The following is a 24,304-nucleotide window of genomic DNA, read 5'->3' on the forward strand; positions in this document are numbered from 1 at the left end:
CAAAAAATCGGGCAAACAGTAGTGATATTCATTGAAAAACCGCCCAAATGAGGGCGGTTCTTCTTATCACTTCGACTTAGGCGAGGTTCACGCCCAACGCTTTGGCAATGCCCTCTCCGTACGCCGGGTCAGCGTTGAAGAAGTACTGCAACTGGCGCTGGATGACATCTTCACTGACACCCGCCATAGTGCCGGCAATATTGTTGATCAGCAGCGACCGTTGGGCTTCGCTCATCAGACGGAACAGCGCCCCGGCGTGGCTGTAATAGTCGTTGTCCACACGGTGGTCGTGGCGGTCTGCTGCGCCACTGAGGGCCAAGGCCGGTTCAGCGTGGGCTGGCGACTGCTTGGGGGCGTCAGCGTAGCTATTGGGCTCGTAGTTGGGGGCACCGCCATAACTGCCCGTGGCCATGGAACCATCACGCTGATAGCTGTTTACGGCGCAGCGCGGCGCGTTTACTGGCAGGTGCTGGTGGTTGGTGCCTACCCGGTAGCGATGCGCGTCGGCGTAGGCGAATACGCGGCCTTGCAGCATGCGGTCGGGCGACAGGCCGACGCCCGGCACCATGTTGCTGGGGCCAAATGCGGCCTGTTCAACTTCAGCAAAGTAGTTGAGCGGGTTGCGGTTGAGCTCCAGCACACCCACTTCGATCAGTGGGTAGTCTCTCTGAGACCAGGTCTTGGTGACGTCGAACGGGTTCTCGGCACGGTTGGCTGCCTCAGCTTCGCTCATCACCTGGATGCACACCGTCCAGCGCGGATACTCACCGCGTTCGATCGCTTCGAAAAGGTCGCGCTGAGCGTAGTCGGGGTCAGTGCCTGCCAGGCGGGCGGCATCGGCAGGTGCGAGGTTCTTGATGCCCTGCTGAGTCTTGAAGTGCCATTTCACCCAGGTGCGCTCACCTTGTGCACTGATCAGGCTGTAGGTGTGGCTGCCAAAACCATGCATGTGCCGGTAGCCATCCGGGATACCCCGGTCGGAGAACAAGATGGTGACCTGGTGCAGCGCCTCAGGCGAGTGCGACCAGAAGTCCCACATCATCTGGGCATTCTTCAGGTTGGTCTGCGGGTGACGCTTCTGGGTATGGATGAAGTCGGGGAATTTCAGCGGGTCGCGAATGAAGAACACCGGGGTGTTGTTGCCAACAATGTCCCAGTTGCCTTCTTCGGTGTAAAACTTCACGGCGAACCCGCGCGGGTCGCGCTCGGTATCAGCCGAGCCGCGCTCACCCCCCACGGTGGAGAAACGCAGGAACGTCTCGGTCTGCTTGCCGACTTGATTGAACAGTTTGGCGCTGGTGTATTGAGTGATGTCACGGGTAACCGTGAAGGTGCCGTAAGCGCCCGAGCCCTTGGCGTGGACACGGCGCTCCGGAATGTTTTCACGGTTGAAATGGGCGAGCTTCTCGATGAGGTGGAAGTCGTCGAGCAGCAACGGGCCGCGGGGGCCGGCAGATCTGGAGTTCTGGTTATCGGCTACAGGTGCGCCGCTTGCGGTGGTGAGAATCTTGCTCATGGGCTCTCCTTATCAACATTCGGTACCGTTGGATCGGCTTGAGGGAGAGTATCGACGAGCGGCAGCCTTAAACCAAATTCATTAACTGATTCATATCAATAGAAAAAGACAATTTTAGCGAGCACAAAAAACCGGGCACTAGGCCCGGTTTCTTGTAGCAGACAGAACGTCTTACTCGGCAGCTTCTACAGCACCACCGACTGGACGATCAACCAGCTCGACGTACGCCATAGGCGCGTTGTCGCCAGCGCGGAAACCGCACTTCAGGATGCGCAGGTAGCCGCCCTGACGGGTGGCATAGCGCTTGCCCAGATCGTTGAACAGTTTGCCAACAGCGGACTTCGAACGGGTACGGTCGAAGGCCAGACGACGGTTAGCAACGCTGTCTTCCTTGGCCAGGGTGATCAGCGGCTCGGCAACGCGACGCAGTTCCTTGGCTTTCGGCAGGGTGGTTTTGATCAGCTCGTGCTCGATCAGCGACACTGCCATGTTCTGGAACATAGCCTTGCGGTGAGAGCTGGTACGGCTCAGGTGACGTCCACTTTTACGATGACGCATGATTCATTCCTTACCAAACACTACGTTCGGTGATTACGACGATCAGGCGGTCGCCTTGTCGTCTTTCTTAAGACTTGCAGGCGGCCAGTTGTCGAGGCGCATGCCGAGAGACAGACCACGAGAGGCCAGGACGTCCTTGATTTCGGTCAGGGACTTCTTGCCGAGGTTAGGAGTTTTCAACAGCTCTACTTCGGTACGCTGAATCAGGTCGCCGATGTAGTAGATGTTCTCCGCCTTCAGGCAGTTGGCCGAACGTACAGTCAGTTCCAGGTCGTCAACCGGACGCAGCAGGATCGGATCGATCTCGTCTTCCTGCTCGACTACGACAGGCTCGCTGTCACCCTTGAGGTCGACGAACGCGGCCAGCTGCTGTTGCAGGATGGTCGCAGCGCGGCGGATAGCCTCTTCAGGATCCAGGGTGCCGTTGGTTTCCAGATCAATGACCAGCTTGTCCAGGTTGGTACGCTGTTCAACACGGGCGTTCTCGACCACATAGGCGATACGACGCACCGGGCTGAAGGAGGCGTCCAACTGCAGACGGCCAATGCTACGGCTTTCGTCTTCGTCGGTCTGACGGGAGTCGGCCGGCTCGTAACCGCGACCACGAGCTACAGTGAGCTTCATGTTCAGGGCGCCATTAGACGCCAGGTTCGCGATTACGTGATCGGGGTTGACGATCTCGACATCGTGATCCAGCTGAATATCGGCAGCGGTAACCACCCCCGAACCCTTTTTCGACAAGGTCAGCGTAACTTCGTCACGACCGTGCAGTTTGAGAGCCAGGCCTTTCAGGTTCAACAGGATTTCAATGACATCTTCCTGTACACCTTCGATCGCGGAGTACTCATGGAGTACGCCATCGATCTCGGCCTCGACTACTGCACAGCCAGGCATGGAGGACAACAGGATGCGGCGCAGCGCGTTGCCCAGGGTATGGCCGAAGCCACGCTCGAGAGGCTCGAGCGTGATCTTGGCGCGGGTCGGACTGACTACCTGCACATCAATATGGCGGGGAGTCAGGAACTCATTTACCGAAATCTGCATGGATGCACCTATTTTCTAGCCCTTACTTGGAGTAGAGCTCGACAATCAGGTTTTCGTTGATGTCGGCAGACAGGTCGCTGCGAGCAGGAACGTTCTTGAAAACGCCCGACTTTTTAGCAGCATCCACATCAACCCACTCAACGCGGCCACGCTGGGCGCACAGTTCAAGGGCTTGAACAATGCGCAGCTGGTTCAGCGACTTCTCACGAACCGCGACCACGTCACCCGGACGAACTTGGTAGGATGGAATGTTTACAGTTTTACCGTTGACGGTGATCGCTTTGTGCGAAACCAGCTGACGGGACTCGGAACGAGTCGAGCCGAAGCCCATACGGTAAACGACGTTATCCAGGCGGCACTCGAGCAGTTGCAGCAGGTTCTCACCGGTTGCGCCTTTTTTCGAGGCTGCAGCCTGGTAGTAACCGCGGAACTGACGCTCCAGTACACCGTAGATACGACGAACTTTCTGTTTCTCGCGCAGCTGGGTACCGTAGTCGGACTGACGGCCACGGCGCTGGCCGTGGATACCTGGGGCTGCTTCGATGTTGCACTTCGATTCCAGAGCGCGAACGCCGCTCTTCAGGAAAAGGTCAGTGCCTTCACGGCGAGACAGTTTGCATTTTGGACCAATGTAACGTGCCATTTATCTGTCTCCTGATTACACGCGACGCTTCTTCGGCGGACGGCACCCGTTATGCGGGATTGGCGTCACGTCGGTGATGCTGGCGATCTTGTAGCCGCAGCTGTTCAGTGCACGAACGGCGGACTCACGACCTGGACCTGGACCCTTGACGTTAACGTCGAGGTTCTTCAGACCGTATTCCAGCGCAGCTTGACCAGCACGCTCGGCAGCAATCTGAGCTGCGAACGGGGTGGATTTGCGCGAACCACGGAAACCCGAACCACCGGAGGTCGCCCAGGACAAAGCATTGCCCTGACGGTCGGTGATGGTCACGATGGTGTTGTTGAAAGACGCATGGATGTGGGCGATGCCATCAACCACTGTCTTTTTGACTTTCTTACGAGGACGAGCAGCAGGTTTTGCCATGTCTATATTCCTGGGCGATTACTTGCGGATCGGCTTACGCGGGCCCTTACGGGTGCGTGCGTTGGTCTTGGTGCGCTGACCGCGAACCGGCAGACCTTTACGATGACGCAGGCCGCGGTAGCAACCCAGGTCCATCAAGCGCTTGATCTTCATGTTGATGTCACGACGCAGGTCACCTTCGGTGGTGAACTTCGCAACTTCGCCACGCAGGGTTTCGATTTGCTCGTCGCTCAGATCCTTGATCTTTGCGGCTGGGTTTACGCCAGCGTCTGCACAGATTTTCTGTGCAGTGGTGCGACCAACACCATAGATGTAGGTCAGCGAGATAACAGCATGCTTGTTATCTGGAATGTTAACGCCTGCAATACGGGCCATTCAGTGGGACTCCAATTGACAGCTACCTACGCCCCGGAAGCCAAGAAATAGGGCGCGAGATAATATCGCTGTAGAAACGAATAATCAACCCAGCAGCACACTAGCTGCTGGGTTTGAAGCACAGGTCACACTCAGCCTTGGCGCTGTTTGTGACGCGGTTCTGCGCTGCAGATCACTCGTACGACGCCTGCGCGACGGATGATCTTGCAGTTGCGGCACAGCTTTTTCACCGATGCACGAACTTTCATTACCGACTCCTCGAACCTTAGGGGCGTATCAGCGCAGCAAACCGCTGCCACCGTAGCCTTTCAGGTTGGCTTTCTTCATCAGGGATTCGTACTGGTGCGAAACGAGGTGCGATTGTACTTGGGACATGAAGTCCATCACAACCACTACCACAATCAGCAACGAGGTCCCGCCAAGGTAGAACGGCACATTTGCTGCCACCACCAGGAACTGGGGCAGAAGGCAGACGGCCATCATGTAAAGAGCACCGAACATGGTCAAACGGGTCAGAACGCCATCAATGTAGCGCGCCGACTGCTCACCAGGACGGATACCCGGAATAAAGGCACCGGACTTCTTCAGGTTTTCCGCTACGTCTTTCGGGTTGAACATCAGCGCTGTGTAGAAGAAGCAGAAGAAAATGATCCCTGCACTAAACAGCAAAATGTTCAACGGCTGACCAGGAGCGATCGACTGCGAGATGTCCTGCAGCCAGCCCATACCTTCGGACTGACCGAACCAGGCACCCAGCGAAGCCGGGAACAGCAGAATGCTGCTCGCGAAGATGGCCGGGATAACCCCCGCCATGTTCACTTTCAGCGGCAAGTGGCTGGTCTGCGCAGCGAAGACCTTGCGGCCCTGCTGACGCTTGGCGTAATGAACGGCGATGCGCCGCTGACCACGCTCAATGAACACCACGAAACCGATAATCGCTACTGCCAGCAAACCGATAGCGACCAGGGCGAAGATGTTGATATCGCCTGTGCGCGCAGACTCGAAAGACTGCCCGATTGCTCTCGGAAGACCGGCAACGATACCTGCGAAGATCAACATCGAGATACCGTTGCCCACACCGCGCTCGGTGATCTGCTCGCCCAGCCACATCATGAACATCGCGCCCGCCACAAACGTGGAGACGGCGACGACATGGAAGCCCAGGCCTACAGAAAACGCCACGCCCTGGTTGGCCAGGCCAATGGACATGCCAATGGCTTGTACCAGCGCCAGGATAACGGTGCCGTAGCGGGTGTACTGGCTGATCTTGCGACGGCCAGCTTCACCTTCCTTCTTCAACTGCTCCAGTTGCGGGCTGACCGCAGTCATCAGCTGCATGATGATCGATGCCGAAATGTACGGCATGATCCCCAGTGCAAAGATGCTCATGCGCTCAAGCGCGCCACCGGAAAACATGTTGAACAAGCTAAGAATGGTCCCCTCATTCTGCCGAAACAGATCCGCCAGCCGGTCTGGATTGATGCCAGGAACCGGGATATGCGCACCTATCCGATAGACGATGATCGCCATGAACAGAAAGCGCAGACGAGCCCAGAGTTCCGACATCCCGCCCTTACCGAGCGAAGAGAGAGCACCTTGCTTAGCCATTTATTCCTCGAACTTGCCGCCAGCTGCTTCGATAGCCGCACGCGCACCCTTGGTGGCTGCGATGCCCTTGATGGTAACTGCGCGAGTGACTTCGCCAGACAGCATGATTTTCACACGCTGAACGTTCTGGCCGATCACGTTGGCATCCTTCAGGGACTGCACGGAAACCACGTCGCCTTCCACCTTGGCCAGCTCGGACAGACGCACTTCTGCGCGGTCCATGGCTTTCAGGGAAACGAAGCCGAATTTCGGCAGACGACGGTGCAGCGGCTGTTGACCGCCTTCGAAGCCCGGAGCGATGGTGCCACCGGAACGGGAGGTCTGACCTTTGTGACCACGGCCACCAGTCTTGCCCAAACCGCTACCGATACCACGACCCGGACGATGCTTCTCGCGACGGGAACCCGGCGCTGGACTCAGATCATTGAGTTTCATCGATTAACCCTCGACCTTCAGCATGTAGTAAGCCTTATTGATCATCCCGCGGTTCTCGGGAGTATCCTGGACCTCTACAGTGTGACCGATGCGACGCAGGCCCAGGCCTTTAACACACAGGATGTGGTTAGGCAGGCGGCCGGCGGTGCTCTTGATCAGCGTTACTTTTACGGTTGCCATGATCAGAAGATCTCCTCGACGCTCTTGCCGCGCTTGGCAGCAATGGATTCAGGAGATTGCATGGCTTTCAGACCCTTGAAGGTGGCGTAAACCACGTTCACTGGGTTGGTCGAACCGTAGCACTTGGCCAGAACGTTCTGAACACCAGCAACTTCCAGGACAGCACGCATTGCGCCACCGGCGATGATACCGGTACCTTCCGAAGCAGGCTGCATGTAAACCTTCGAGGCGCCGTGGGCAGCCTTGGTGGCGTACTGCAGGGTGGTGCCCTTCAGGTCAACCTGGATCATGTTGCGGCGAGCAGCTTCCATGGCTTTCTGGATCGCAGCAGGTACTTCGCGCGATTTGCCACGGCCGAAGCCAACACGACCTTTACCATCACCTACCACGGTCAGCGCGGTGAAGGTGAAGATACGGCCGCCTTTTACGGTTTTGGCAACGCGGTTAACTTGAACCAGCTTCTCGATGTAGCCTTCGTCGCGCTTTTGATCGTTATTTGCCATAACTTAGAACTCCAGCCCGCCTTCACGAGCAGCATCAGCCAGCGCTTTGACGCGGCCATGGTACTTGAAGCCGGAACGGTCAAAGGCAACTTGAGATACACCGGCGGCTTTCGCACGCTCAGCTACCAGCTTGCCAACCTTAGTGGCCGCGTCGATGTTGCCAGTGGCGCCATCACGCAGTTCTTTGTCCAAGGTCGAGGCACTTGCCAGAACCTTGCTGCCGTCGGCCGAAATGACCTGGGCATAGATGTGCTGCGAGGAGCGGAACACGCACAGGCGCACGACTTCGAGTTCGTGCATCTTGAGGCGTGCTTTGCGAGCGCGACGCAGTCGAGTAACTTTTTTGTCGGTCATTTGCTAGGCCCTACTTCTTCTTGGCTTCTTTACGACGGACTACTTCGTCCGCGTAACGCACACCTTTACCTTTGTAAGGCTCTGGCGGACGGAAATCGCGGATTTCAGCGGCCACCTGACCCACCAGCTGCTTGTCGATACCCTTGATCAGGATGTCGGTCTGGCTTGGGGTTTCAGCGGTGATACCGGCTGGCAGTTCGTAGTCCACTGGATGCGAGAAGCCCAGAGCCAAGTTCAGGACGGTGCCCTTTGCCTGTGCCTTGTAACCAACACCGACCAGCTGGAGCTTGCGCTCGAAGCCTTGGCTTACGCCCTGGACCATGTTGTTCACCAGAGCGCGGGTGGTACCGGCCATGGCGCGAGCTTGCTGATCACCGTTGCGAGCGACGAAACGCAGCTCGCCAGACTCTTCGGTAACTTCAACAGACGAGTGAACGTTCAGTTCGAGAGTGCCCTTGGCACCCTTCACCGAAAGCTGCTGGCCGGCGAATTTGACTTCGACGCCTGATGGCAGCTTAACGGGGTTCTTAGCGACGCGAGACATGCCTATCTCCCCTTAGAACACTGTGCACAGAACTTCGCCGCCGACACCGGCAGCGCGCGCAGCGCGATCAGTCATCACACCTTTGTTGGTGGAGACGATAGACACGCCCAAACCGCCACGTACTTTCGGCAGGTCTGTGACGGACTTGTACTGGCGCAGGCCTGGACGGCTGGAGCGCTTCAGTTCCTCGATGACCGGACGGCCTTCGAAGTACTTCAGTTCGATCGACAAGGAAGGCTTGGCCTCACCAGTTACCTGGTAGCCGGCGATGTAACCTTCGTCCTTCAGAACTTTGGCAACCGCGACCTTCAGGGTAGAAGAAGGCATGCTTACGACGGACTTTTCAGCCATCTGGGCATTACGGATGCGAGTTAGCATGTCCGCTAACGGGTCCTGCATACTCATGGGCTAGATGCTCCTGATACAAGAATTATTAGCCTTGCGGCTATCACAACCACCTGAGCAGGCAGGGTAAAGTACCCAGGCCCAGGTGAGCCGGTCATTCTAGACACAACGCAGAAACGAAACAAGCCCCATAGAGGGGCTTGTTTGTGGGCGAGGTCACCGGCGGTCGGAAGATTGCTCCCCTTCCACCGGGATCACACCAGCAGTGCTTACCAGGAGGCCTTGACCAGACCTGGTACGTCACCACGCATTGCAGCTTGACGCAGCATGTTACGGCCCAGGCCGAACTTACGGTATACACCGTGAGGACGACCGGTCAGGCGGCAACGGTTGCGCAGGCGGGCAGCGCTGGCATCACGCGGTTGCTTCTGCAGCGCGACAACGGCAGCGAAACGCTCTTCAGGAGAAGCGTTCAGGTTGACGATGGTCGCTTTCAGCTCGGCACGCTTTTTAGCGTACTTGGCTACCGTGAGCTGACGCTTCAGCTCGCGGTTTTTCATGCTCTTCTTGGCCATTTTCCTACTCCAATCAGTTGCGGAACGGGAACTTGAAAGCACGCAGCAGAGCGCGGCCTTCGTCGTCCGAACGAGCAGTGGTGGTCAGGGTGATGTCCAAACCGCGCAGAGCATCGATCTTGTCGTAATCGATTTCCGGGAAGATGATCTGCTCTTTCACGCCCATGCTGTAGTTGCCACGGCCATCGAAGGACTTGGCATTCAGGCCGCGGAAGTCGCGAACCCGAGGCAGGGAGATCGCCAGCAGGCGGTCCAGGAATTCGTACATCTTGTCGCTACGCAGGGTCACCTTGACACCGATCGGCCAGCCTTCGCGGACTTTGAAGCCAGCGATGGATTTGCGAGCGAAGGTCACAACCGGCTTTTGACCGGTGATCTTTTCCAGGTCGGCAACAGCGTGCTCGATGACTTTCTTGTCACCGATGGCTTCGCCCAGACCCATGTTCAGGGTGATTTTGGTAACGCGCGGAACTTCCATCACGTTCGACAGCTTAAGTTCTTCCTTAAGCTTAGGAGCGATTTCGTTCCGGTAAATCTCTTTCAGTCGTGCCATGGTCTTCTACCTAGCAGTGTTCAAGCATCAACCGCTTTTTGGGTCGACTTGAAGACACGAATTTTCTTACCGTCTTCTACTTTGAAACCAACGCGGTCAGCCTTGTTGGTTTCACCGTTGAAGATGGCAACGTTGGAAGCGTGCAGAGGCGCTTCTTTCTCGACGATACCGCCCTGAACGCCCGCCATCGGGTTAGGCTTGGTATGACGCTTGACCAGGTTCACGCCACCGATGACCAGACGGTCGTCAGCGAGAACCTTCAGCACCTTACCGCGCTTACCTTTGTCTTTGCCGGCGATCACGATGATCTCGTCGTCACGACGAATCTTTTGCATGTCGGATCTCCTTACAGCACTTCAGGGGCGAGCGAGACGATCTTCATGAACTTCTCGGTACGAAGTTCACGGGTCACTGGCCCGAAGATGCGAGTGCCGATCGGCTCTTGCTTGTTGTTCAGCAGAACAGCAGCGTTGCCGTCGAAACGAATGATGGAACCGTCGGCGCGACGAACACCGTGACGGGTGCGCACAACAACAGCGGTCATCACCTGGCCTTTTTTGACCTTACCGCGCGGAATCGCTTCCTTGACGGTAACTTTGATGATGTCACCGATGCCGGCGTAACGACGGTGCGAACCGCCGAGCACCTTGATGCACATGACGCGACGAGCGCCGCTGTTATCGGCCACATCGAGCATGGATTGAGTCTGAATCATAAAATTTCTCCGACCCCTAGCCCTTAGACTTCAACAGCGCGTTCGAGGACTTCAACCAGTGCCCAGGACTTGGTCTTGGCCAGCGGACGGGTTTCGGTAATGGAAACCTTGTCGCCGATTTTGCACTGGTTGGTTTCGTCGTGCGCGTGCAGCTTAGTCGAACGCTTAACGTATTTACCGTAGATCGGGTGCTTGACGCGACGCTCGATCAGAACGGTGATGGTCTTGTCCATTTTGTCGCTGACGACACGGCCAGTCAGCGTACGGACGGTTTTTTCAGCTTCAGCCATGATCACTTACCTGCCTGCTGGTTGAGCACAGTTTTCACGCGAGCGATGTCACGCTTAACTTGCGAGAGCAGGTGCGACTGCCCCAACTGGCCAGTTGCTTTCTGCATGCGCAGATTGAACTGGTCGCGCAGCAAGCCGAGCAGTTGCTCGTTCAGCTGCTGTGCCGATTTTTCACGAAGTTCATTCGCTTTCATCACATCACCGTCCGCTTAACAAAGGAGGTGGCGAGAGGCAGCTTTGCAGCAGCCAGGGCGAAAGCTTCGCGCGCCAGCTCTTCAGAAACACCCTCGATCTCGTACAGGACTTTACCTGGCTGGATCTGGGCAACCCAGTACTCCACGGAACCCTTACCTTTACCCATACGAACCTCAAGAGGCTTTTTGGAGATCGGCTTGTCCGGGAACACACGGATCCAGATCTTGCCGCCACGTTTTACGTGACGGGTCAGCGCACGACGTGCGGACTCGATCTGGCGAGCGGTGAGGCGACCGCGAGCAACAGCTTTCAGGGCGAATTCGCCGAAGCTGACTTTGCTACCGCGCAGCGCCAGACCACGGTTGTGGCCAGTCATCTGCTTGCGGAATTTTGTACGCTTTGGTTGCAACATTTGGCGTACCCCTTACTTAGCAGCTTTTTTACGAGGCGCTGGTGCTTGTGGTTTCAGTTCTTCTTGGCGACCACCAATTACTTCGCCTTTGAAGATCCAAACCTTCACACCGATCACACCGTAAGTGGTGTGAGCTTCGTAGGTGTTGTAGTCGATATCGGCACGCAGGGTGTGCAGAGGCACACGACCTTCGCGATACCACTCGGTACGAGCAATCTCAGCGCCGCCGAGACGACCGCTCACCTGGATCTTGATGCCCTTGGCACCAATACGCATGGCGTTCTGCACGGCGCGCTTCATGGCGCGACGGAACATTACGCGGCGTTCCAGCTGCTGAGCTACGCTTTGCGCAACCAGCATGGCGTCGAGTTCCGGCTTGCGGATCTCTTCGATGTTGATGTGCACAGGCACACCCATCTGCTTGGTCAGGTCCTGACGCAGCTTCTCGACATCCTCACCCTTCTTGCCGATAACGATACCGGGACGAGCGGTGTGGATGGTGATGCGTGCAGTTTGAGCCGGACGATGAATATCGATACGGCTTACGGACGCGCTTTTTAGTTTGTCGTGGAGGTACTCACGCGTTTTCAGATCCTTCAACAGGTAATCTGCGTAAGTAGCACCGTCTGCGTACCAGACGGAGGTGTGCTCCTTGACGATTCCCAGGCGAATGCCAGTGGGATGTACTTTCTGACCCATCTGATCGACTCCGTTACTTGTCCGCAACCTTGACAGTGATATGGCAAGACCGCTTGACGATGCGATCAGCACGGCCTTTGGCACGTGGCATGATGCGCTTCAGCGAACGCCCTTCGTTGACGAAAACGGTGGAGACCTTCAGGTCATCAACGTCTGCGCCTTCGTTGTGTTCGGCGTTGGCTACGGCCGACTCGAGGACTTTCTTCATGATTTCAGCGGCTTTTTTGCTGCTGAAGGCCAACAGGTTGAGCGCTTCGCCCACCTTCTTCCCGCGGATCTGGTCGGCGACCAAGCGGGCTTTCTGGGCGGAGATGCGAGCGCCCGACAACTTAGCGGCTACTTCCATTTCCTTACCCCTTAACGCTTGGCTTTCTTGTCAGCCACGTGCCCGCGGTAGGTGCGGGTACCGGCGAACTCGCCCAGTTTGTGGCCGACCATGTCTTCGTTCACCAGAACGGGGACGTGTTGACGACCGTTGTGTACGGCGATGGTCAGACCGACCATTTGTGGCAGGATCATCGAACGGCGCGACCAGGTTTTAACTGGCTTGCGATCGTTCTTCTCCACCGCCACTTCGATCTTCTTCAAGAGGTGAAGATCGATAAAAGGACCTTTTTTCAGAGAACGTGGCACTGTCGTATCCCTCTAGTTACTTGCGACGACGGACGATCATGTTGTCGGTACGCTTATTACCACGGGTTTTAGCACCCTTGGTTGGGAAGCCCCATGGCGATACCGGATGACGACCACCGGAGGTACGACCTTCACCACCACCATGTGGGTGGTCAACCGGGTTCATGGCAACACCACGAACGGTTGGGCGAACGCCGCGCCAGCGTTTGGCACCAGCTTTACCCAGCGAACGCAGGCTGTGCTCGGAGTTCGAGACTTCGCCCAGTGTCGCACGGCACTCAGCCAGGACTTTACGCATTTCACCAGAGCGCAGACGCAGGGTCACGTAGACACCTTCGCGAGCGATCAGCTGAGCCGAGGCACCAGCGGAACGAGCGATCTGTGCACCTTTACCCGGCTTCAGTTCGATGCCGTGAATGGTGCTACCTACTGGAATGTTGCGCAGCTGCAGGGAGTTACCGGCCTTGATTGGGGCCAGTGCACCTGCGATCAGCTGGTCGCCAGCGCTCACGCCTTTAGGGGCGATGATGTAGCGACGCTCACCGTCTGCGTAGCACAGCAGGGCGATGTGAGCAGTACGGTTTGGATCGTATTCGATACGCTCGACAGTGGCGGGGATGCCATCTTTGTCGTTGCGACGGAAGTCGACCAGACGGTAATGCTGCTTATGACCACCACCTACGTGACGCGTGGTAATACGGCCATTGTTGTTACGACCACCAGACTTCGATTTCTTCTCGAGCAGCGGTGCGTGAGGAGCGCCTTTGTGCAGCTCCTTGTTGACCACCTTGACCACGAAACGGCGGCCAGGGGAAGTCGGTTTGCATTTAACGATTGCCATGATGCACCCCTTCCTTACTCAGCACTGCTGCTGAAATCGAGATCTTGGCCTGGCTGAAGGGAGACGATCGCCTTCTTCCAGTCATTACGCTTGCCCAGACCACGTGCGGTACGCTTGGTTTTACCCAGAACGTTAACAGTCGACACGTTTTCAACTTTTACGTTGAACAGGCCTTCGACAGCTTTCTTGATTTCCAGCTTGGTTGCATCGGTAGCAACCTTGAATACGAACTGGCCTTTCTTCTCAGCCAGAACGGTAGCCTTCTCGGAAACGTGCGGGCCAAGGAGGACTTTAAATACGCGTTCCTGGTTCATCCCAGCAGCTCCTCGAATTTCTTCACGGCCGAGACAGTGATCAACACTTTCTCGTATGCGATCAGACTGACCGGGTCGGAACCTTGTACGTCACGTACATCGACGTGCGGCAGGTTACGAGCAGCCAGGTACAGGTTCTGATCAACAGCGTCGGAAACGATCAACACATCGCTCAGACCCATGCCGTTCAGCTTGTTCAGCAGATCTTTGGTTTTCGGCGCTTCAACAGCGAAGTCCTGAACCACGACCAGACGGTCGCTACGCACCAGCTCAGCGAGGATGGAGCGCAGGGCAGCGCGATACATCTTCTTGTTGAGCTTCTGCGAGTGATCTTGAGGGCGAGCTGCGAAGGTAACACCACCGCCACGCCAGATCGGACCACGAGTGGTACCAGCACGAGCACGGCCAGTACCCTTCTGACGCCATGGGCGCTTACCGCCACCAGCCACGTCGGAACGGGTCTTTTGCTGCTTGGTGCCCTGACGGCCGCCGGCCATGTAGGCCACGACTGCTTGGTGAACCAGCGTCTCGTTGAATTCGCCACCGAAAGTCAGTTCGGAAACTTCGATCGCCTGAGCGTCATTTACATTAAGTTGCATGTCAGTTTCCCCTTAACCGCGAGCCTTGACAGCTGGACGTACAACCACGTCGCCGCCAGTAGCGCCTGGAACGGCACCTTTGACGAGCAGCAGGTTGCGCTCAGCGTCTACGCGAACAACTTCCAGGGACTGCACAGTCACGCGCTCGGCGCCCATGTGACCGGACATTTTCTTGCCCTTGAACACACGACCAGGAGTCTGGCACTGGCCGATGGAACCTGGGACACGGTGCGACACGGAGTTACCGTGGGTGTTGTCCTGGCCACGGAAGTTCCAGCGCTTGATGGTACCGGCGAAGCCTTTACCTTTGGACTGACCAGTAACGTCTACCAGCTGGCCTGCAGCGAAGAGTTCAGCTTTGATCAGATCGCCAGCCTGGAAATCGCCTTCTTCAAGACGGAACTCCCAAACACCGCGACCAGCGGCAACGTTGGCCTTGGCGAAGTGGCCTGCCTGAGCGGCAGTCACACGCGAAGCACGACGCTCGCCGACAGTGACTTGCACTGCACGGTAGCCATCGGTTTCTTCAGTTTTGAACTGGGTGACACGATTCGGCTCGATCTCGATGACCGTGACCGGAATGGAGACACCTTCTTCGGTGAAAATGCGGGTCATACCGCACTTGCGACCGATTACACCAATAGTCATGTTGTAAACCTCATGAGTGTACGGGGCTTTCACCCGCTATGGCCGCCCATTTCAGAGCGTTACACGACTAGACCGAAGTCTTAGCCGAGGCTGATCTGTACTTCCACACCTGCCGCCAGATCAAGCTTCATCAGCGCATCAACGGTTTTATCCGTTGGCTGGACGATGTCCAGAACACGCTTATGAGTGCGGATCTCGTACTGGTCACGCGCGTCTTTGTTGACGTGCGGGGAGACCAGAACGGTGAAACGCTCTTTGCGGGTAGGCAGTGGAATTGGACCACGCACTTGTGCACCAGTACGTTTCGCGGTTTCCACGATTTCCTGGGTGGATTGGTCGATCAGGCGATGGTCGAAAGCCTTCAACCTGATTCGGATTTGCTGATTTTGCATTGGATTTCAGACTCCAGGCTGTTCCCAACGGACGCACTACGCCCGCTAAAAGGAGGCGTGATTCTATAGACGCCCCCAATTAGTGTCAACCCAATAAAAAAAACCCCCGCTGAGCGGGGGTTTTTTCAATCGGTCGAGTGATTACTCGATGATTTTGGCCACAACGCCGGCGCCGACGGTACGACCGCCTTCACGGATAGCGAAGCGCAGACCGTCTTCCATTGCGATGGTTTTGATCAGGGTGACAGTCATCTGAATGTTGTCACCTGGCATTACCATTTCAACGCCTTCCGGCAGTTCGCAGTTACCGGTCACGTCAGTGGTACGGAAGTAGAACTGAGGACGGTAGCCTTTGAAGAACGGCGTGTGACGGCCGCCTTCTTCCTTCGACAGGACGTAGACTTCTGCGGTGAACTTGGTGTGCGGCTTGACCGAACCTGGCTTGACCAGAACCTGGCCACGCTCAACGTCGTCACGCTTGGTACCACGCAGCAGAACGCCGCAGTTCTCGCCAGCACGGCCTTCGTCCAGCAGCTTGCGGAACATCTCAACACCGGTGCAGGTGGTGGTGGTGGTGTCACGCAGACCAACGATTTCCAGCGGATCCTGAACGCGGACGATGCCACGCTCGATACGGCCAGTTACAACGGTACCACGGCCCGAGATCGAGAATACGTCTTCGATCGGCATCAGGAATGGCTGGTCGATGGCACGAACTGGCTCAGGAATGTAGCTGTCCAGAGTCTCTACCAGCTTCTTGACAGCGGTAGTGCCCATTTCGTTGTCGTCTTTGCCTTCCAGCGCCATACGAGCCGAACCGATGATGATCGGGGTGTCGTCGCCTGGGAAGTCGTAGGTGGACAGCAGGTCGCGAACTTCCATCTCGACCAGTTCCAGCAGCTCAGCGTCGTCTACCAGGTCAGCCTTGTTCAGGAAGACCACGATGTACGGAACGCCAACCTGACGGGACAGCAGGATGTGCTCACGGGTTTGTGGCATCGGACCATCGGCGGCCGAGCAAACCAGGATCGCGCCGTCCATCTGGGCAGCACCGGTGATCATGTTCTTCACGTAGTCAGCGTGACCTGGGCAGTCAACGTGAGCGTAGTGACGAATGGTCGAGTTGTACTCAACGTGAGCGGTGTTGATGGTGATACCGCGCGCTTTTTCTTCTGGAGCCGAGTCGATCTTGTCGAACTCAACGACTGCCGAACCGAATACTTCGGAGCAGACGCGAGTCAGAGCTGCGGTCAGAGTGGTCTTACCGTGGTCAACGTGGCCGATAGTGCCGACGTTAACGTGGGGAAGGGAACGATCAAATTTTTCTTTAGCCACGACAGTGAACCTCTTGCCTAAAGGGGATTAGCCTTGTTTTTTAACGAGTGCTTCGACGATGTTCGACGGAGCTTCGGCGTATTTGGAGAATTCCATGGAGTAGCTTGCGCGACCCTGAGACATGGAACGAACGTCGGTCGCGTAACCGAACATCTCTCCGAGCGGAACTTCAGCGCGGACGACGCGGCCGGAGACCGATTCATCCATACCCTGTACCAGACCACGACGACGGTTCAGGTCACCCATCACGTCACCCAGGTAGTCTTCCGGGGTTACAACTTCGACTTTCATGATCGGCTCGAGAACCACGCCACCGCCCTTCTGGGCCAGTTGCTTGGTTGCCATCGAAGCAGCGATTTTGAACGCCATTTCGTTGGAGTCGACGTCGTGGTACGAACCGTCGAATACCGTGGCCTTGAGGCCGATCAGAGGATAACCGGCAACGACGCCGTTTTTCATCTGCTCTTCGATACCCTTCTGGATCGGGGCAATGAATTCCTTCGGAATTACACCACCCACGACTTCGTTCTTGAATTCCAGACCTTCGGTGATGTTGCCCTTCGCGTCAACTTCCGGCTCCGAGAAACGGATCCAGCAGTGACCGAACTGACCACGACCACCCGACTGACGAACGAATTTGCCTTCGATCTCAACGTTGGACTTGGTGATCTTCTCGCGGTACGAAACCTGCGGCTTGCCGATGTTGGCTTCGACGTTGAATTCGCGCTTCATGCGGTCAACGAGGATGTCCAGGTGCAGCTCACCCATACCGGAGATGATGGTCTGGCCAGTCTCTTCGTCGGTCTTGACGCGGAACGACGGGTCTTCCTGGGCCAGCTTGCCCAGTGCGATGCCCATCTTCTCCTGGTCAGCCTTGGTTTTCGGCTCTACGGAGAGCGAGATAACCGGCTCAGGGAAGTCCATACGCTCGAGAATGATTGGCTTGTCGGCGTTGCACAGGGTTTCGCCCGTGGTTACGTCTTTCATGCCGATCAGCGCCGCGATGTCACCAGCGCGAACTTCTTTGATCTCTTCACGCTGGTTGGCGTGCATCTGCACCATACGGCCAACGCGCTCTTTCTTGCCTTTGACCGAGTTGATGACCGAGTCACCGGAGCTCAGAACGCCCGAGTAAACGCGGACGAAGGTCAGCGTACCCACGAACGGGTCAGTCGCGATCTTGAACGCCAGGGCCGAGAACGGCTCGTCGTCGTCAGCGTGACGCTCGTCCTTGCGGACAGCCGGGTCTTCTTTGTCCAGGTCCTTGTCGTCCGGGTTGATACCCTGGATTGCAGGGATCTCGGTCGGAGCAGGCAGGAACTCGATGACGGCGTCGAGAACCAGGGGAACGCCCTTGTTCTTGAACGACGAACCGCAGACAGCCGGAACGATTTCGCTGGCCAGGGTGCGCGCGCGCAGGCCTGCCTTGATCTCTTCGACGGTCAGCTCACCTTCTTCAAGGTACTTGTTCATCAGTTCTTCGTTGGCTTCGGCGGCGGCTTCAACCATGTTGTTGCGCCACTCTTCAGCCAGCTCCAGCATATCGGCAGGAATCTCTTCCTCGCGATAGGTGGTGCCTTTGTCGTCTTCGTTCCAGTAGATAGCCTTCATCTTGATCAGGTCGACCTGACCCTGGAAGTTATCTTCCGAACCGATGGCCAGCTGGATCGGAACCGGGGTGTGACCCAGGCGGTTCTTGATCTGGCCTACGACGCGCAGGAAGTTGGCACCGGCACGGTCCATCTTGTTCACGTAGACGATACGTGGAACACCGTATTTGTTGGCCTGACGCCATACGGTTTCGGACTGCGGCTCAACGCCGGAGGTACCGCAGAACACGACGACCGCGCCGTCGAGTACGCGCAGCGAACGTTCTACTTCAATGGTGAAGTCAACGTGGCCGGGGGTATCGATGACGTTAACGCGGTAGTTGTCATACTGACCAACAGAACCTTTCCAGAAGGTGGTAACGGCAGCGGAGGTAATGGTAATACCCCGCTCCTGCTCCTGCACCATCCAGTCGGTGGTCGCGGCGCCGTCGTGCACCTCGCCCATTTTGTGGCTCAAACCTGTGTAGAACAGGATCCGCTCGGTAGTGGTAGTTTTGCCCGCGTCAACGTGGGCGCAAATACCAATGTTGCGGTAGCGGTTAATTGCTGTAGTACGAGCCATAAAGCCCTCGCAAAATGATTGATGCTTGAATTAGAAGCGGTAGTGCGAGAACGCTTTGTTGGCCTCGGCCATACGGTGCACGTCTTCACGCTTCTTGACTGCAGCACCCTTGCCTTCAGCAGCATCCAGCAGCTCGCCGGCCAGGCGCAGAGCCATCGACTTCTCGCCGCGCTTGCGGGCGTAGTCTACGAGCCAGCGCATTGCCAGAGCGTTACGACGGGAGGGACGAACTTCAACCGGAACCTGGTAAGTAGCACCGCCGACACGACGGGACTTAACTTCGACCAGCGGAGCGATGGCGTCGAGAGCTTTCTCGAAGATTTCCAGGGGGTCGCTGTTCTTGCGCGCTTTGACAGTATCCAGGGCACCGTAAACGATGCGCTCGGCTACGGCCTTCTTGCCGCTTTCCATCACGTGGTTCATGAACTTGGCGAGAATCTGCGATCCGTACTTAGGATCGTCGAGAATCTCACGTTTTGCTGCTACACGACGTCTTGGCATGATAAGCCCTCAAACGGTCTTCAGGTTAGCCCGGGACGTGGGTCTGCGACCCCTGCCCGACCTTACTCTTATCGACTCAAAAAAATGGATGTCTGCAAACGGCCGATTACTTCGGACGCTTGGTACCGTACTTCGAACGACCCTGGTTACGGCCTTTAACGCCCGAAGTATCCAGAGAGCCGCGAACGGTGTGGTAACGAACACCTGGCAAGTCTTTTACACGGCCGCCACGGATCAGGACGACGCTGTGCTCTTGCAGGTTGTGGCCTTCACCACCGATGTACGAGGAAACCTCGAAACCGTTGGTCAGACGCACACGGCATACTTTACGCAGTGCCGAGTTAGGTTTTTTCGGCGTGGTGGTGTACACACGGGTGCACACGCCACGACGTTGCGGGCAGTTCTGCAGCGCAGGAACGTCGGACTTTTCGACCGAACGCTTACGCGGCTGACGTACCAGCTGGTTGATAGTTGCCATCTACTAGCTCCACTGATTGTCTTGCGACGCTATTGTCTTGCAAGAAAGCCAAAAATTGGCGAGACGGAGCCTCACCAAATTTAAGGGTACAAAAGTCTAAAGAGGATCTTGCACCCAGTCAAGACGAAGCCCCGGCCGTCCTCGCCCGATCATCGGCAACATTTCATGTCAGCGATGGTCGTTCGAGGCTGCCGGGGCCCTGCCCTGTACTCAGTTACCGCTGGAGTTCAGTGCTTCGGTCAGTGCGGCTTCAACCTCACTGGCGCTCACACGCAGCGGCTTGTCTGCTTCACGGCGACGCTTGCGCTCGCTGTGGTAGGCCAGACCGGTACCGGCCGGGATCAGACGACCCACGACCACGTTCTCTTTCAGGCCGCGCAGGTAATCGCGCTTGCCGGTTACCGCCGCTTCGGTCAGCACGCGGGTGGTTTCCTGGAAGGAAGCCGCGGAGATGAACGACTCGGTCGACAGCGACGCCTTGGTGATACCCAGCAGCACACGGGTGAACTTGGAGACGAACTTGTCGTCGCCAGCCAGGCGCTCGTTCTCTACCAGCACCTGAGTCAGTTCCATCTGGTCGCCCTTGATGAAGCTGGAATCGCCCGACTCGGAGATCTCGACCTTGCGCAGCATCTGACGCAGGATGGTCTCGATGTGCTTGTCGTTGATCTTCACGCCCTGCAGACGGTAAACGTCCTGGATCTCGTTGACGATGTACTTCGCCAGCGCGCTCACACCCAGCAAACGCAGGATGTCGTGCGGATCGCTCGGGCCGTCGGAGATAACTTCGCCGCGGTTTACCTGTTCGCCTTCGAAGACGTTCAGGTGGCGCCACTTCGGAATCAGCTCTTCGTACGGATCGCTGCCGTCGGTCGGGGTAATGACCAGGCGACGCTTGCCCTTGGTTTCTTTACCGAACGCGATGGTGCCGCTGACTTCAGCCAGAATCGAGGCTTCTTTCGGACGGCGCGCTTCGAACAGGTCGGCAACGCGCGGCAGACCACCGGTGATGTCACGGGTCTTGGACGTTTCTTGCGGAATACGCGCAATAACGTCACCCACACCGATCTGCGCACCGTCAGCAACACCCACCAAGGCGTTGGCAGGCAGGAAGTACTGCGCCGGTACGTCAGTACCTGGCAGGTACAGATCCTTGCCGTTGGCATCGACCATCTTGATCGCCGGACGGATTTCCTTGCCAGCGGCAGGGCGATCCTTGACGTCCAGGACTTCGATGTTGGTCAGGCCGGTCAGCTCGTCGGTCTGGCGCTTGATGGTAATGTTTTCTTCCATGCCCACGAAGGTCACGGTACCTTTCAGCTCGGTCACGATCGGGTGGGTGTGCGGGTCCCACTTGGCGACGATTGCGCCAGCTTCGACCTTGTCACCTTCCTTGACCGAAATTACCGCACCGTAAGGCAGCTTGTAACGCTCACGCTCACGGCCGAACTCATCGGCAATCGCCAGTTCGCCCGAACGGGATACGGCAACCAGGTTACCGTCAGCGCGCTCGACCTGCTTCAGGTTGTGCAGACGAACCATACCGCCGTTCTTCACCTGGACGCTGTCGGCAGCCGAGGTACGGCTTGCAGCACCACCGATGTGGAACGTACGCATGGTCAGCTGGGTACCCGGCTCACCGATCGACTGTGCAGCGATAACGCCGACAGCTTCACCGATGTTCACCTGGTGACCGCGAGCCAGGTCACGGCCGTAGCACTTGGCGCAGATGCCGTAGCGGGTTTCGCAGTTGATCGGCGAACGCACGATCACTTCGTCGATGCTGTTCAGCTCGATGAACTCGACCCACTGCTCGTCGACCAGCGTACCGGCCGGCACGATTACATCCTCGGTGCCTGGCTTGAACACGTCACGGGCAATGACACGGCCCAGTACGCGCTCACCCAGCGGCTCTACAACGTCGCCACCTTCGATGTGCGGCGTCATCACCAGGCCTTGGTCGGTACCGCAATCGATCTCGGTTACCACCAGGTCCTGCGCAACGTCTACCAGACGACGGGTCAGGTAACCCGAGTTCGCGGTCTTCAGTGCGGTATCCGCCAGACCCTTACGAGCACCGTGCGTCGAGATGAAGTACTGAAGTACGCTCAGGCCTTCACGGAAGTTCGCCGTGATTGGCGTCTCGATGATGGAGCCGTCAGGCTTGGCCATCAGGCCACGCATACCGGCCAGCTGACGGATCTGGGCAGCGGAACCCCGCGCACCGGAGTCAGCCATCATGTACATGGAGTTGAAGGACTCCTGATCGACTTCATTGCCCTCACGGTCGATGACCTTCTCTTTCGAGAGGTTGGCCATCATCGCCTTGGACACTTCGTCGTTCGCCTTGGACCACAAGTCGATGACCTTGTTGTACTTCTCGCCCTGGGTTACCAGGCCGGACGCATACTGGCTCTCGATCTCTTTCACTTCATCGGTAGCGTTACCGATGATGCGGGCTTTCTCATCCGGGATGACAAAGTCGTTCACACCGATGGAAACACCGGAGATGGTCGAATAAGCGAAACCGGTGTACATCAGCTGGTCAGCGAAGATAACGGTCTCTTTCAGACCCACCACGCGGTAGCACTGGTTGATCAGTTTGGAGATCGCCTTTTTCTTCATCGGCTGGTTGACCACGTCGTACGGCAGGCCTGCCGGAACAACCTGGAACAACAGCGCTCGGCCGACGGTGGTATCGACGATACGGGTATTCTTGGTCACGCTGCCATCGCGGTCTTTCACGGTTTCGTTGATACGAACCTTGATTTTCGCGTGCAGGGCGGCTTCGCCGGCGCGGAATACGCGGTCGACTTCCTGCAGGTCGGCGAATACGCGACCTTCGCCCTTGGCGTTGATGGCTTCACGGGTCATGTAGTACAGACCCAGTACAACGTCCTGCGACGGAACGATGATTGGCTCACCGTTGGCTGGCGACAGAATGTTGTTGGTCGACATCATCAGTGCGCGCGCTTCGAGCTGGGCTTCCAGCGTCAGCGGCACGTGAACGGCCATCTGATCACCGTCGAAGTCGGCGTTGTACGCCGCACACACCAGCGGGTGCAGCTGAATGGCCTTGCCTTCGATCAGAACCGGCTCGAACGCCTGAATACCCAGACGGTGCAGGGTGGGTGCACGGTTGAGCAGTACGGGGTGTTCGCGGATGACCTCGGCGAGTACGTCCCAAACCTCGGGCAGCTCGCGCTCGACCATCTTCTTGGCAGCCTTGATGGTGGTCGCCAGGCCGCGCATTTCGAGCTTGCCGAAAATGAACGGCTTGAACAGCTCGAGGGCCATCTTCTTCGGCAGACCGCACTGGTGCAGACGCAGGGTCGGGCCTACGGTAATTACCGAACGGCCAGAGTAGTCCACGCGCTTGCCGAGCAAGTTCTGACGGAAGCGACCTTGCTTACCTTTGATCATGTCAGCCAGGGACTTCAGCGGACGCTTGTTCGAGCCAGTGATGGCGCGACCGCGACGGCCGTTGTCCAGCAGGGCGTCGACCGCTTCCTGCAGCATGCGCTTTTCGTTGCGCACGATGATGTCCGGTGCCGACAGATCCAGCAGGCGCTTCAGACGGTTGTTACGGTTGATCACCCGACGATACAGGTCGTTCAGGTCGGAGGTCGCGAAGCGGCCGCCATCCAGCGGTACCAGCGGACGCAGGTCCGGCGGCAATACTGGCAGGACGGTCAGAACCATCCACTCAGGCAGGTTGCCCGAGCCCTGGAAAGCTTCCATCAGCTTCAGGCGCTTGGACAGCTTCTTGATCTTGGTTTCCGAGTTGGTCTGCGGAATTTCTTCACGCAGGCGGCCAATCTCGTGCTCCAGGTCGATCGCGTGCAGCAGCTCGCGGACAGCCTCGGCACCCATGCGGGCGTCGAAGTCGTCACCGAACTCTTCCAGCGCTTCGAAGTACTGCTCGTCGTTCAGCAGCTGACCTTTTTCAAGGGTGGTCATGCCCGGGTCGATAACGACATAGCTCTCGAAGTAGAGAACGCGCTCGATATCACGCAGGGTCATGTCCATCAGCAGGCCGATACGGGACGGCAGCGACTTCAGGAACCAGATGTGGGCAACCGGCGAGGCCAGTTCGATGTGCGCCATGCGCTCACGACGAACCTTGGCCAGGGCAACTTCAACGCCGCACTTCTCGCAGATGACGCCGCGGTGCTTGAGGCGCTTGTACTTGCCGCACAGGCACTCGTAGTCCTTGACTGGGCCAAAGATCTTGGCGCAGAACAGGCCGTCACGCTCGGGTTTGAACGTACGGTAGTTGATGGTTTCCGGCTTCTTAACTTCACCGAACGACCACGAACGGATCATTTCAGGCGACGCCAGACCGATGCGGATGGCGTCGAACTCTTCGACTTGACCCTGGTTTTTCAGCAGATTCAGTAGGTCTTTCAAGGCCTTTCCTCCTGGCGGAGCAGGGAGCGGGC

Annotated in this window: 34 protein-coding genes; all 34 read right to left on the reverse strand. The window is 57.3% G+C overall.

The genetic code is table 11. The annotated features are described in order from the left end of the window. Positions 1-76: 76 nt before the first annotated feature. The 34 genes from IAE38_RS07975 to rpoC all read right to left on the reverse strand — a co-directional run bounded on the left by IAE38_RS07975 (position 77) and on the right by rpoC (position 24,272). Complete coding sequence (locus tag IAE38_RS07975) at positions 77-1,516, reverse strand: catalase (RefSeq protein ID WP_201216944.1); 1,440 nt, start codon at positions 1,514-1,516, stop codon at positions 77-79. Between the two features lie 171 nt (positions 1,517-1,687). Continuing rightward, complete coding sequence (gene rplQ, locus IAE38_RS07980) at positions 1,688-2,074, reverse strand: 50S ribosomal protein L17 (RefSeq protein WP_003255451.1); 387 nt, start codon at positions 2,072-2,074, stop codon at positions 1,688-1,690. A gap of 42 nt (positions 2,075-2,116) precedes the next feature. Beyond that, positions 2,117-3,118, reverse strand: a complete 1,002-nt coding sequence (locus IAE38_RS07985) for a DNA-directed RNA polymerase subunit alpha (RefSeq protein WP_028633078.1) — start codon at positions 3,116-3,118, stop codon at positions 2,117-2,119. A 22-nt stretch (positions 3,119-3,140) separates the two neighbouring features. Then, positions 3,141-3,761 carry a 30S ribosomal protein S4 gene (gene rpsD, locus IAE38_RS07990; RefSeq protein ID WP_201162781.1) on the reverse strand — a complete coding sequence of 207 codons (621 nt, stop codon included), beginning with the start codon at positions 3,759-3,761 and terminating at the stop codon, positions 3,141-3,143. A gap of 15 nt (positions 3,762-3,776) precedes the next feature. Continuing rightward, positions 3,777-4,166 (reverse strand): 30S ribosomal protein S11, encoded by a 390-nt coding sequence (rpsK, locus tag IAE38_RS07995; RefSeq protein WP_003255454.1) that lies wholly within the window; start codon positions 4,164-4,166, stop codon positions 3,777-3,779. Positions 4,167-4,184: 18 nt separating this feature from the next. Continuing rightward, complete coding sequence (gene rpsM, locus IAE38_RS08000; RefSeq protein ID WP_003257112.1) at positions 4,185-4,541, reverse strand: 30S ribosomal protein S13; 357 nt, start codon at positions 4,539-4,541, stop codon at positions 4,185-4,187. 131 nt (positions 4,542-4,672) lie between these two features. Further along, positions 4,673-4,789: a 50S ribosomal protein L36 gene (rpmJ, locus tag IAE38_RS08005; RefSeq protein ID WP_201162780.1), complete on the reverse strand. Its 117-nt coding sequence runs from the start codon at positions 4,787-4,789 to the stop codon at positions 4,673-4,675. 28 nt (positions 4,790-4,817) lie between these two features. Beyond that, on the reverse strand, positions 4,818-6,149 hold the full coding sequence (gene secY / locus IAE38_RS08010) for a preprotein translocase subunit SecY (RefSeq protein WP_003257108.1): 1,332 nt from the start codon (positions 6,147-6,149) through the stop codon (positions 4,818-4,820). Continuing rightward, the gene (rplO, locus tag IAE38_RS08015) at positions 6,150-6,584 is read right to left on the reverse strand and encodes a 50S ribosomal protein L15 (protein WP_028633079.1); all 435 of its coding nucleotides are present in this window, start codon (positions 6,582-6,584) and stop codon (positions 6,150-6,152) included. Between the two features lie 3 nt (positions 6,585-6,587). After that, complete coding sequence (gene rpmD / locus IAE38_RS08020) at positions 6,588-6,764, reverse strand: 50S ribosomal protein L30 (RefSeq protein ID WP_023535007.1); 177 nt, start codon at positions 6,762-6,764, stop codon at positions 6,588-6,590. Between the two features lie 2 nt (positions 6,765-6,766). Next, complete coding sequence (gene rpsE, locus IAE38_RS08025) at positions 6,767-7,267, reverse strand: 30S ribosomal protein S5 (protein ID WP_003255465.1); 501 nt, start codon at positions 7,265-7,267, stop codon at positions 6,767-6,769. A gap of 3 nt (positions 7,268-7,270) precedes the next feature. Beyond that, positions 7,271-7,621: a 50S ribosomal protein L18 gene (gene rplR, locus IAE38_RS08030; protein WP_009397496.1), complete on the reverse strand. Its 351-nt coding sequence runs from the start codon at positions 7,619-7,621 to the stop codon at positions 7,271-7,273. A 10-nt stretch (positions 7,622-7,631) separates the two neighbouring features. Beyond that, positions 7,632-8,165 carry a 50S ribosomal protein L6 gene (gene rplF, locus IAE38_RS08035; RefSeq protein WP_003255469.1) on the reverse strand — a complete coding sequence of 178 codons (534 nt, stop codon included), beginning with the start codon at positions 8,163-8,165 and terminating at the stop codon, positions 7,632-7,634. Between the two features lie 12 nt (positions 8,166-8,177). Next, positions 8,178-8,570, reverse strand: coding sequence for a 30S ribosomal protein S8 (gene rpsH / locus IAE38_RS08040; RefSeq protein WP_008089805.1), 393 nt, complete (start codon positions 8,568-8,570; stop codon positions 8,178-8,180). A gap of 209 nt (positions 8,571-8,779) precedes the next feature. Further along, positions 8,780-9,085: a 30S ribosomal protein S14 gene (gene rpsN / locus IAE38_RS08045; RefSeq protein ID WP_009397499.1), complete on the reverse strand. Its 306-nt coding sequence runs from the start codon at positions 9,083-9,085 to the stop codon at positions 8,780-8,782. A gap of 13 nt (positions 9,086-9,098) precedes the next feature. After that, complete coding sequence (rplE, locus tag IAE38_RS08050; protein ID WP_003255474.1) at positions 9,099-9,638, reverse strand: 50S ribosomal protein L5; 540 nt, start codon at positions 9,636-9,638, stop codon at positions 9,099-9,101. A gap of 20 nt (positions 9,639-9,658) precedes the next feature. Continuing rightward, the gene (gene rplX, locus IAE38_RS08055) at positions 9,659-9,973 is read right to left on the reverse strand and encodes a 50S ribosomal protein L24 (RefSeq protein ID WP_003255476.1); all 315 of its coding nucleotides are present in this window, start codon (positions 9,971-9,973) and stop codon (positions 9,659-9,661) included. Positions 9,974-9,984: 11 nt separating this feature from the next. Beyond that, positions 9,985-10,353 carry a 50S ribosomal protein L14 gene (gene rplN / locus IAE38_RS08060; RefSeq protein WP_002555479.1) on the reverse strand — a complete coding sequence of 123 codons (369 nt, stop codon included), beginning with the start codon at positions 10,351-10,353 and terminating at the stop codon, positions 9,985-9,987. 23 nt (positions 10,354-10,376) lie between these two features. Continuing rightward, positions 10,377-10,643: a 30S ribosomal protein S17 gene (gene rpsQ, locus IAE38_RS08065; protein WP_023534981.1), complete on the reverse strand. Its 267-nt coding sequence runs from the start codon at positions 10,641-10,643 to the stop codon at positions 10,377-10,379. Between the two features lie 2 nt (positions 10,644-10,645). Then, entirely contained in the window at positions 10,646-10,837 is a 192-nt protein-coding gene (rpmC, locus tag IAE38_RS08070) for a 50S ribosomal protein L29 (RefSeq protein WP_002555481.1), read from the reverse strand. Beyond that, positions 10,837-11,250: a 50S ribosomal protein L16 gene (rplP, locus tag IAE38_RS08075; protein ID WP_003255479.1), complete on the reverse strand. Its 414-nt coding sequence runs from the start codon at positions 11,248-11,250 to the stop codon at positions 10,837-10,839. Before rplP ends, rpmC begins: the two co-directional genes overlap by 1 nt. A gap of 12 nt (positions 11,251-11,262) precedes the next feature. Then, positions 11,263-11,949, reverse strand: coding sequence for a 30S ribosomal protein S3 (rpsC, locus tag IAE38_RS08080; RefSeq protein WP_023535026.1), 687 nt, complete (start codon positions 11,947-11,949; stop codon positions 11,263-11,265). Positions 11,950-11,962: 13 nt separating this feature from the next. Further along, entirely contained in the window at positions 11,963-12,295 is a 333-nt protein-coding gene (gene rplV / locus IAE38_RS08085; protein WP_003103908.1) for a 50S ribosomal protein L22, read from the reverse strand. A gap of 11 nt (positions 12,296-12,306) precedes the next feature. Continuing rightward, positions 12,307-12,582: a 30S ribosomal protein S19 gene (gene rpsS / locus IAE38_RS08090; RefSeq protein ID WP_010486981.1), complete on the reverse strand. Its 276-nt coding sequence runs from the start codon at positions 12,580-12,582 to the stop codon at positions 12,307-12,309. A 16-nt stretch (positions 12,583-12,598) separates the two neighbouring features. Further along, on the reverse strand, positions 12,599-13,423 hold the full coding sequence (gene rplB / locus IAE38_RS08095; protein WP_027915105.1) for a 50S ribosomal protein L2: 825 nt from the start codon (positions 13,421-13,423) through the stop codon (positions 12,599-12,601). Positions 13,424-13,437: 14 nt separating this feature from the next. Continuing rightward, the gene (gene rplW / locus IAE38_RS08100; protein WP_003255484.1) at positions 13,438-13,737 is read right to left on the reverse strand and encodes a 50S ribosomal protein L23; all 300 of its coding nucleotides are present in this window, start codon (positions 13,735-13,737) and stop codon (positions 13,438-13,440) included. Further along, on the reverse strand, positions 13,734-14,336 hold the full coding sequence (rplD, locus tag IAE38_RS08105) for a 50S ribosomal protein L4 (RefSeq protein WP_003255485.1): 603 nt from the start codon (positions 14,334-14,336) through the stop codon (positions 13,734-13,736). The genes rplW and rplD overlap by 4 nt, the downstream gene beginning before the upstream one ends. A gap of 12 nt (positions 14,337-14,348) precedes the next feature. Further along, a complete protein-coding gene (gene rplC / locus IAE38_RS08110; protein ID WP_028633080.1) occupies positions 14,349-14,984 on the reverse strand; it encodes a 50S ribosomal protein L3 in 636 nt (211 codons plus the stop codon). An 80-nt stretch (positions 14,985-15,064) separates the two neighbouring features. Then, entirely contained in the window at positions 15,065-15,376 is a 312-nt protein-coding gene (rpsJ, locus tag IAE38_RS08115) for a 30S ribosomal protein S10 (protein ID WP_003186070.1), read from the reverse strand. Between the two features lie 141 nt (positions 15,377-15,517). Further along, positions 15,518-16,711 (reverse strand): elongation factor Tu, encoded by a 1,194-nt coding sequence (tuf, locus tag IAE38_RS08120; protein WP_038411791.1) that lies wholly within the window; start codon positions 16,709-16,711, stop codon positions 15,518-15,520. A gap of 27 nt (positions 16,712-16,738) precedes the next feature. After that, positions 16,739-18,883, reverse strand: coding sequence for an elongation factor G (gene fusA, locus IAE38_RS08125; RefSeq protein ID WP_028695406.1), 2,145 nt, complete (start codon positions 18,881-18,883; stop codon positions 16,739-16,741). 30 nt (positions 18,884-18,913) lie between these two features. Beyond that, positions 18,914-19,384: a 30S ribosomal protein S7 gene (gene rpsG, locus IAE38_RS08130; RefSeq protein WP_003246741.1), complete on the reverse strand. Its 471-nt coding sequence runs from the start codon at positions 19,382-19,384 to the stop codon at positions 18,914-18,916. Between the two features lie 106 nt (positions 19,385-19,490). Continuing rightward, positions 19,491-19,862, reverse strand: a complete 372-nt coding sequence (gene rpsL, locus IAE38_RS08135) for a 30S ribosomal protein S12 (protein WP_003255492.1) — start codon at positions 19,860-19,862, stop codon at positions 19,491-19,493. Positions 19,863-20,072: 210 nt separating this feature from the next. Next, the gene (rpoC, locus tag IAE38_RS08140) at positions 20,073-24,272 is read right to left on the reverse strand and encodes a DNA-directed RNA polymerase subunit beta' (RefSeq protein WP_028633701.1); all 4,200 of its coding nucleotides are present in this window, start codon (positions 24,270-24,272) and stop codon (positions 20,073-20,075) included. Positions 24,273-24,304 lie beyond the last annotated feature (32 nt).

The sequence above is a fragment of the Pseudomonas sp. S32 genome, assembly GCF_016648095.1.
Lineage (GTDB): Bacteria > Pseudomonadota > Gammaproteobacteria > Pseudomonadales > Pseudomonadaceae > Aquipseudomonas > Aquipseudomonas parafulva.

Coding starts and splice junctions, on each gene's coding strand:
- rpsH (WP_008089805.1), bottom strand. CDS start 8,570: ATGAGTATGCAGGACCCGTTAGCGGACATGCTAACTCGCATCCGTAAT.
- rplC (WP_028633080.1), bottom strand. CDS start 14,984: ATGACTATTGGTGTAATCGGTCGCAAGTGCGGTATGACCCGCATTTTC.
- rpsD (WP_201162781.1), bottom strand. CDS start 3,761: ATGGCACGTTACATTGGTCCAAAATGCAAACTGTCTCGCCGTGAAGGC.
- rplB (WP_027915105.1), bottom strand. CDS start 13,423: ATGGCAATCGTTAAATGCAAACCGACTTCCCCTGGCCGCCGTTTCGTG.
- fusA (WP_028695406.1), bottom strand. CDS start 18,883: ATGGCTCGTACTACAGCAATTAACCGCTACCGCAACATTGGTATTTGC.
- rplN (WP_002555479.1), bottom strand. CDS start 10,353: ATGATTCAGACTCAATCCATGCTCGATGTGGCCGATAACAGCGGCGCT.
- rpmD (WP_023535007.1), bottom strand. CDS start 6,764: ATGGCAACCGTAAAAGTAACGCTGATCAAGAGCACCGCCGGCCGCCTG.
- rplR (WP_009397496.1), bottom strand. CDS start 7,621: ATGACCGACAAAAAAGTTACTCGACTGCGTCGCGCTCGCAAAGCACGC.
- rpsQ (WP_023534981.1), bottom strand. CDS start 10,643: ATGGCTGAAGCTGAAAAAACCGTCCGTACGCTGACTGGCCGTGTCGTC.
- rplF (WP_003255469.1), bottom strand. CDS start 8,165: ATGTCTCGCGTCGCTAAGAACCCCGTTAAGCTGCCATCAGGCGTCGAA.
- rplP (WP_003255479.1), bottom strand. CDS start 11,250: ATGTTGCAACCAAAGCGTACAAAATTCCGCAAGCAGATGACTGGCCAC.
- rpsJ (WP_003186070.1), bottom strand. CDS start 15,376: ATGCAAAATCAGCAAATCCGAATCAGGTTGAAGGCTTTCGACCATCGC.
- rpsL (WP_003255492.1), bottom strand. CDS start 19,862: ATGGCAACTATCAACCAGCTGGTACGTCAGCCGCGTAAGCGTTCGGTC.
- rplV (WP_003103908.1), bottom strand. CDS start 12,295: ATGGAAGTAGCCGCTAAGTTGTCGGGCGCTCGCATCTCCGCCCAGAAA.
- rpsK (WP_003255454.1), bottom strand. CDS start 4,166: ATGGCAAAACCTGCTGCTCGTCCTCGTAAGAAAGTCAAAAAGACAGTG.
- rpsN (WP_009397499.1), bottom strand. CDS start 9,085: ATGGCCAAGAAGAGCATGAAAAACCGCGAGCTGAAGCGTCAGCTCACG.
- rpmJ (WP_201162780.1), bottom strand. CDS start 4,789: ATGAAAGTTCGTGCATCGGTGAAAAAGCTGTGCCGCAACTGCAAGATC.
- rpsG (WP_003246741.1), bottom strand. CDS start 19,384: ATGCCAAGACGTCGTGTAGCAGCAAAACGTGAGATTCTCGACGATCCT.
- rplE (WP_003255474.1), bottom strand. CDS start 9,638: ATGGCACGACTGAAAGAGATTTACCGGAACGAAATCGCTCCTAAGCTT.
- rplX (WP_003255476.1), bottom strand. CDS start 9,973: ATGCAAAAGATTCGTCGTGACGACGAGATCATCGTGATCGCCGGCAAA.
- IAE38_RS07975 (WP_201216944.1), bottom strand. CDS start 1,516: ATGAGCAAGATTCTCACCACCGCAAGCGGCGCACCTGTAGCCGATAAC.
- rpmC (WP_002555481.1), bottom strand. CDS start 10,837: ATGAAAGCGAATGAACTTCGTGAAAAATCGGCACAGCAGCTGAACGAG.
- IAE38_RS07985 (WP_028633078.1), bottom strand. CDS start 3,118: ATGCAGATTTCGGTAAATGAGTTCCTGACTCCCCGCCATATTGATGTG.
- rpsC (WP_023535026.1), bottom strand. CDS start 11,949: ATGGGTCAGAAAGTACATCCCACTGGCATTCGCCTGGGAATCGTCAAG.
- rplD (WP_003255485.1), bottom strand. CDS start 14,336: ATGCAACTTAATGTAAATGACGCTCAGGCGATCGAAGTTTCCGAACTG.
- rplQ (WP_003255451.1), bottom strand. CDS start 2,074: ATGCGTCATCGTAAAAGTGGACGTCACCTGAGCCGTACCAGCTCTCAC.
- rplO (WP_028633079.1), bottom strand. CDS start 6,584: ATGAAACTCAATGATCTGAGTCCAGCGCCGGGTTCCCGTCGCGAGAAG.
- secY (WP_003257108.1), bottom strand. CDS start 6,149: ATGGCTAAGCAAGGTGCTCTCTCTTCGCTCGGTAAGGGCGGGATGTCG.
- rpsM (WP_003257112.1), bottom strand. CDS start 4,541: ATGGCCCGTATTGCAGGCGTTAACATTCCAGATAACAAGCATGCTGTT.
- rplW (WP_003255484.1), bottom strand. CDS start 13,737: ATGAACCAGGAACGCGTATTTAAAGTCCTCCTTGGCCCGCACGTTTCC.
- rpsE (WP_003255465.1), bottom strand. CDS start 7,267: ATGGCAAATAACGATCAAAAGCGCGACGAAGGCTACATCGAGAAGCTG.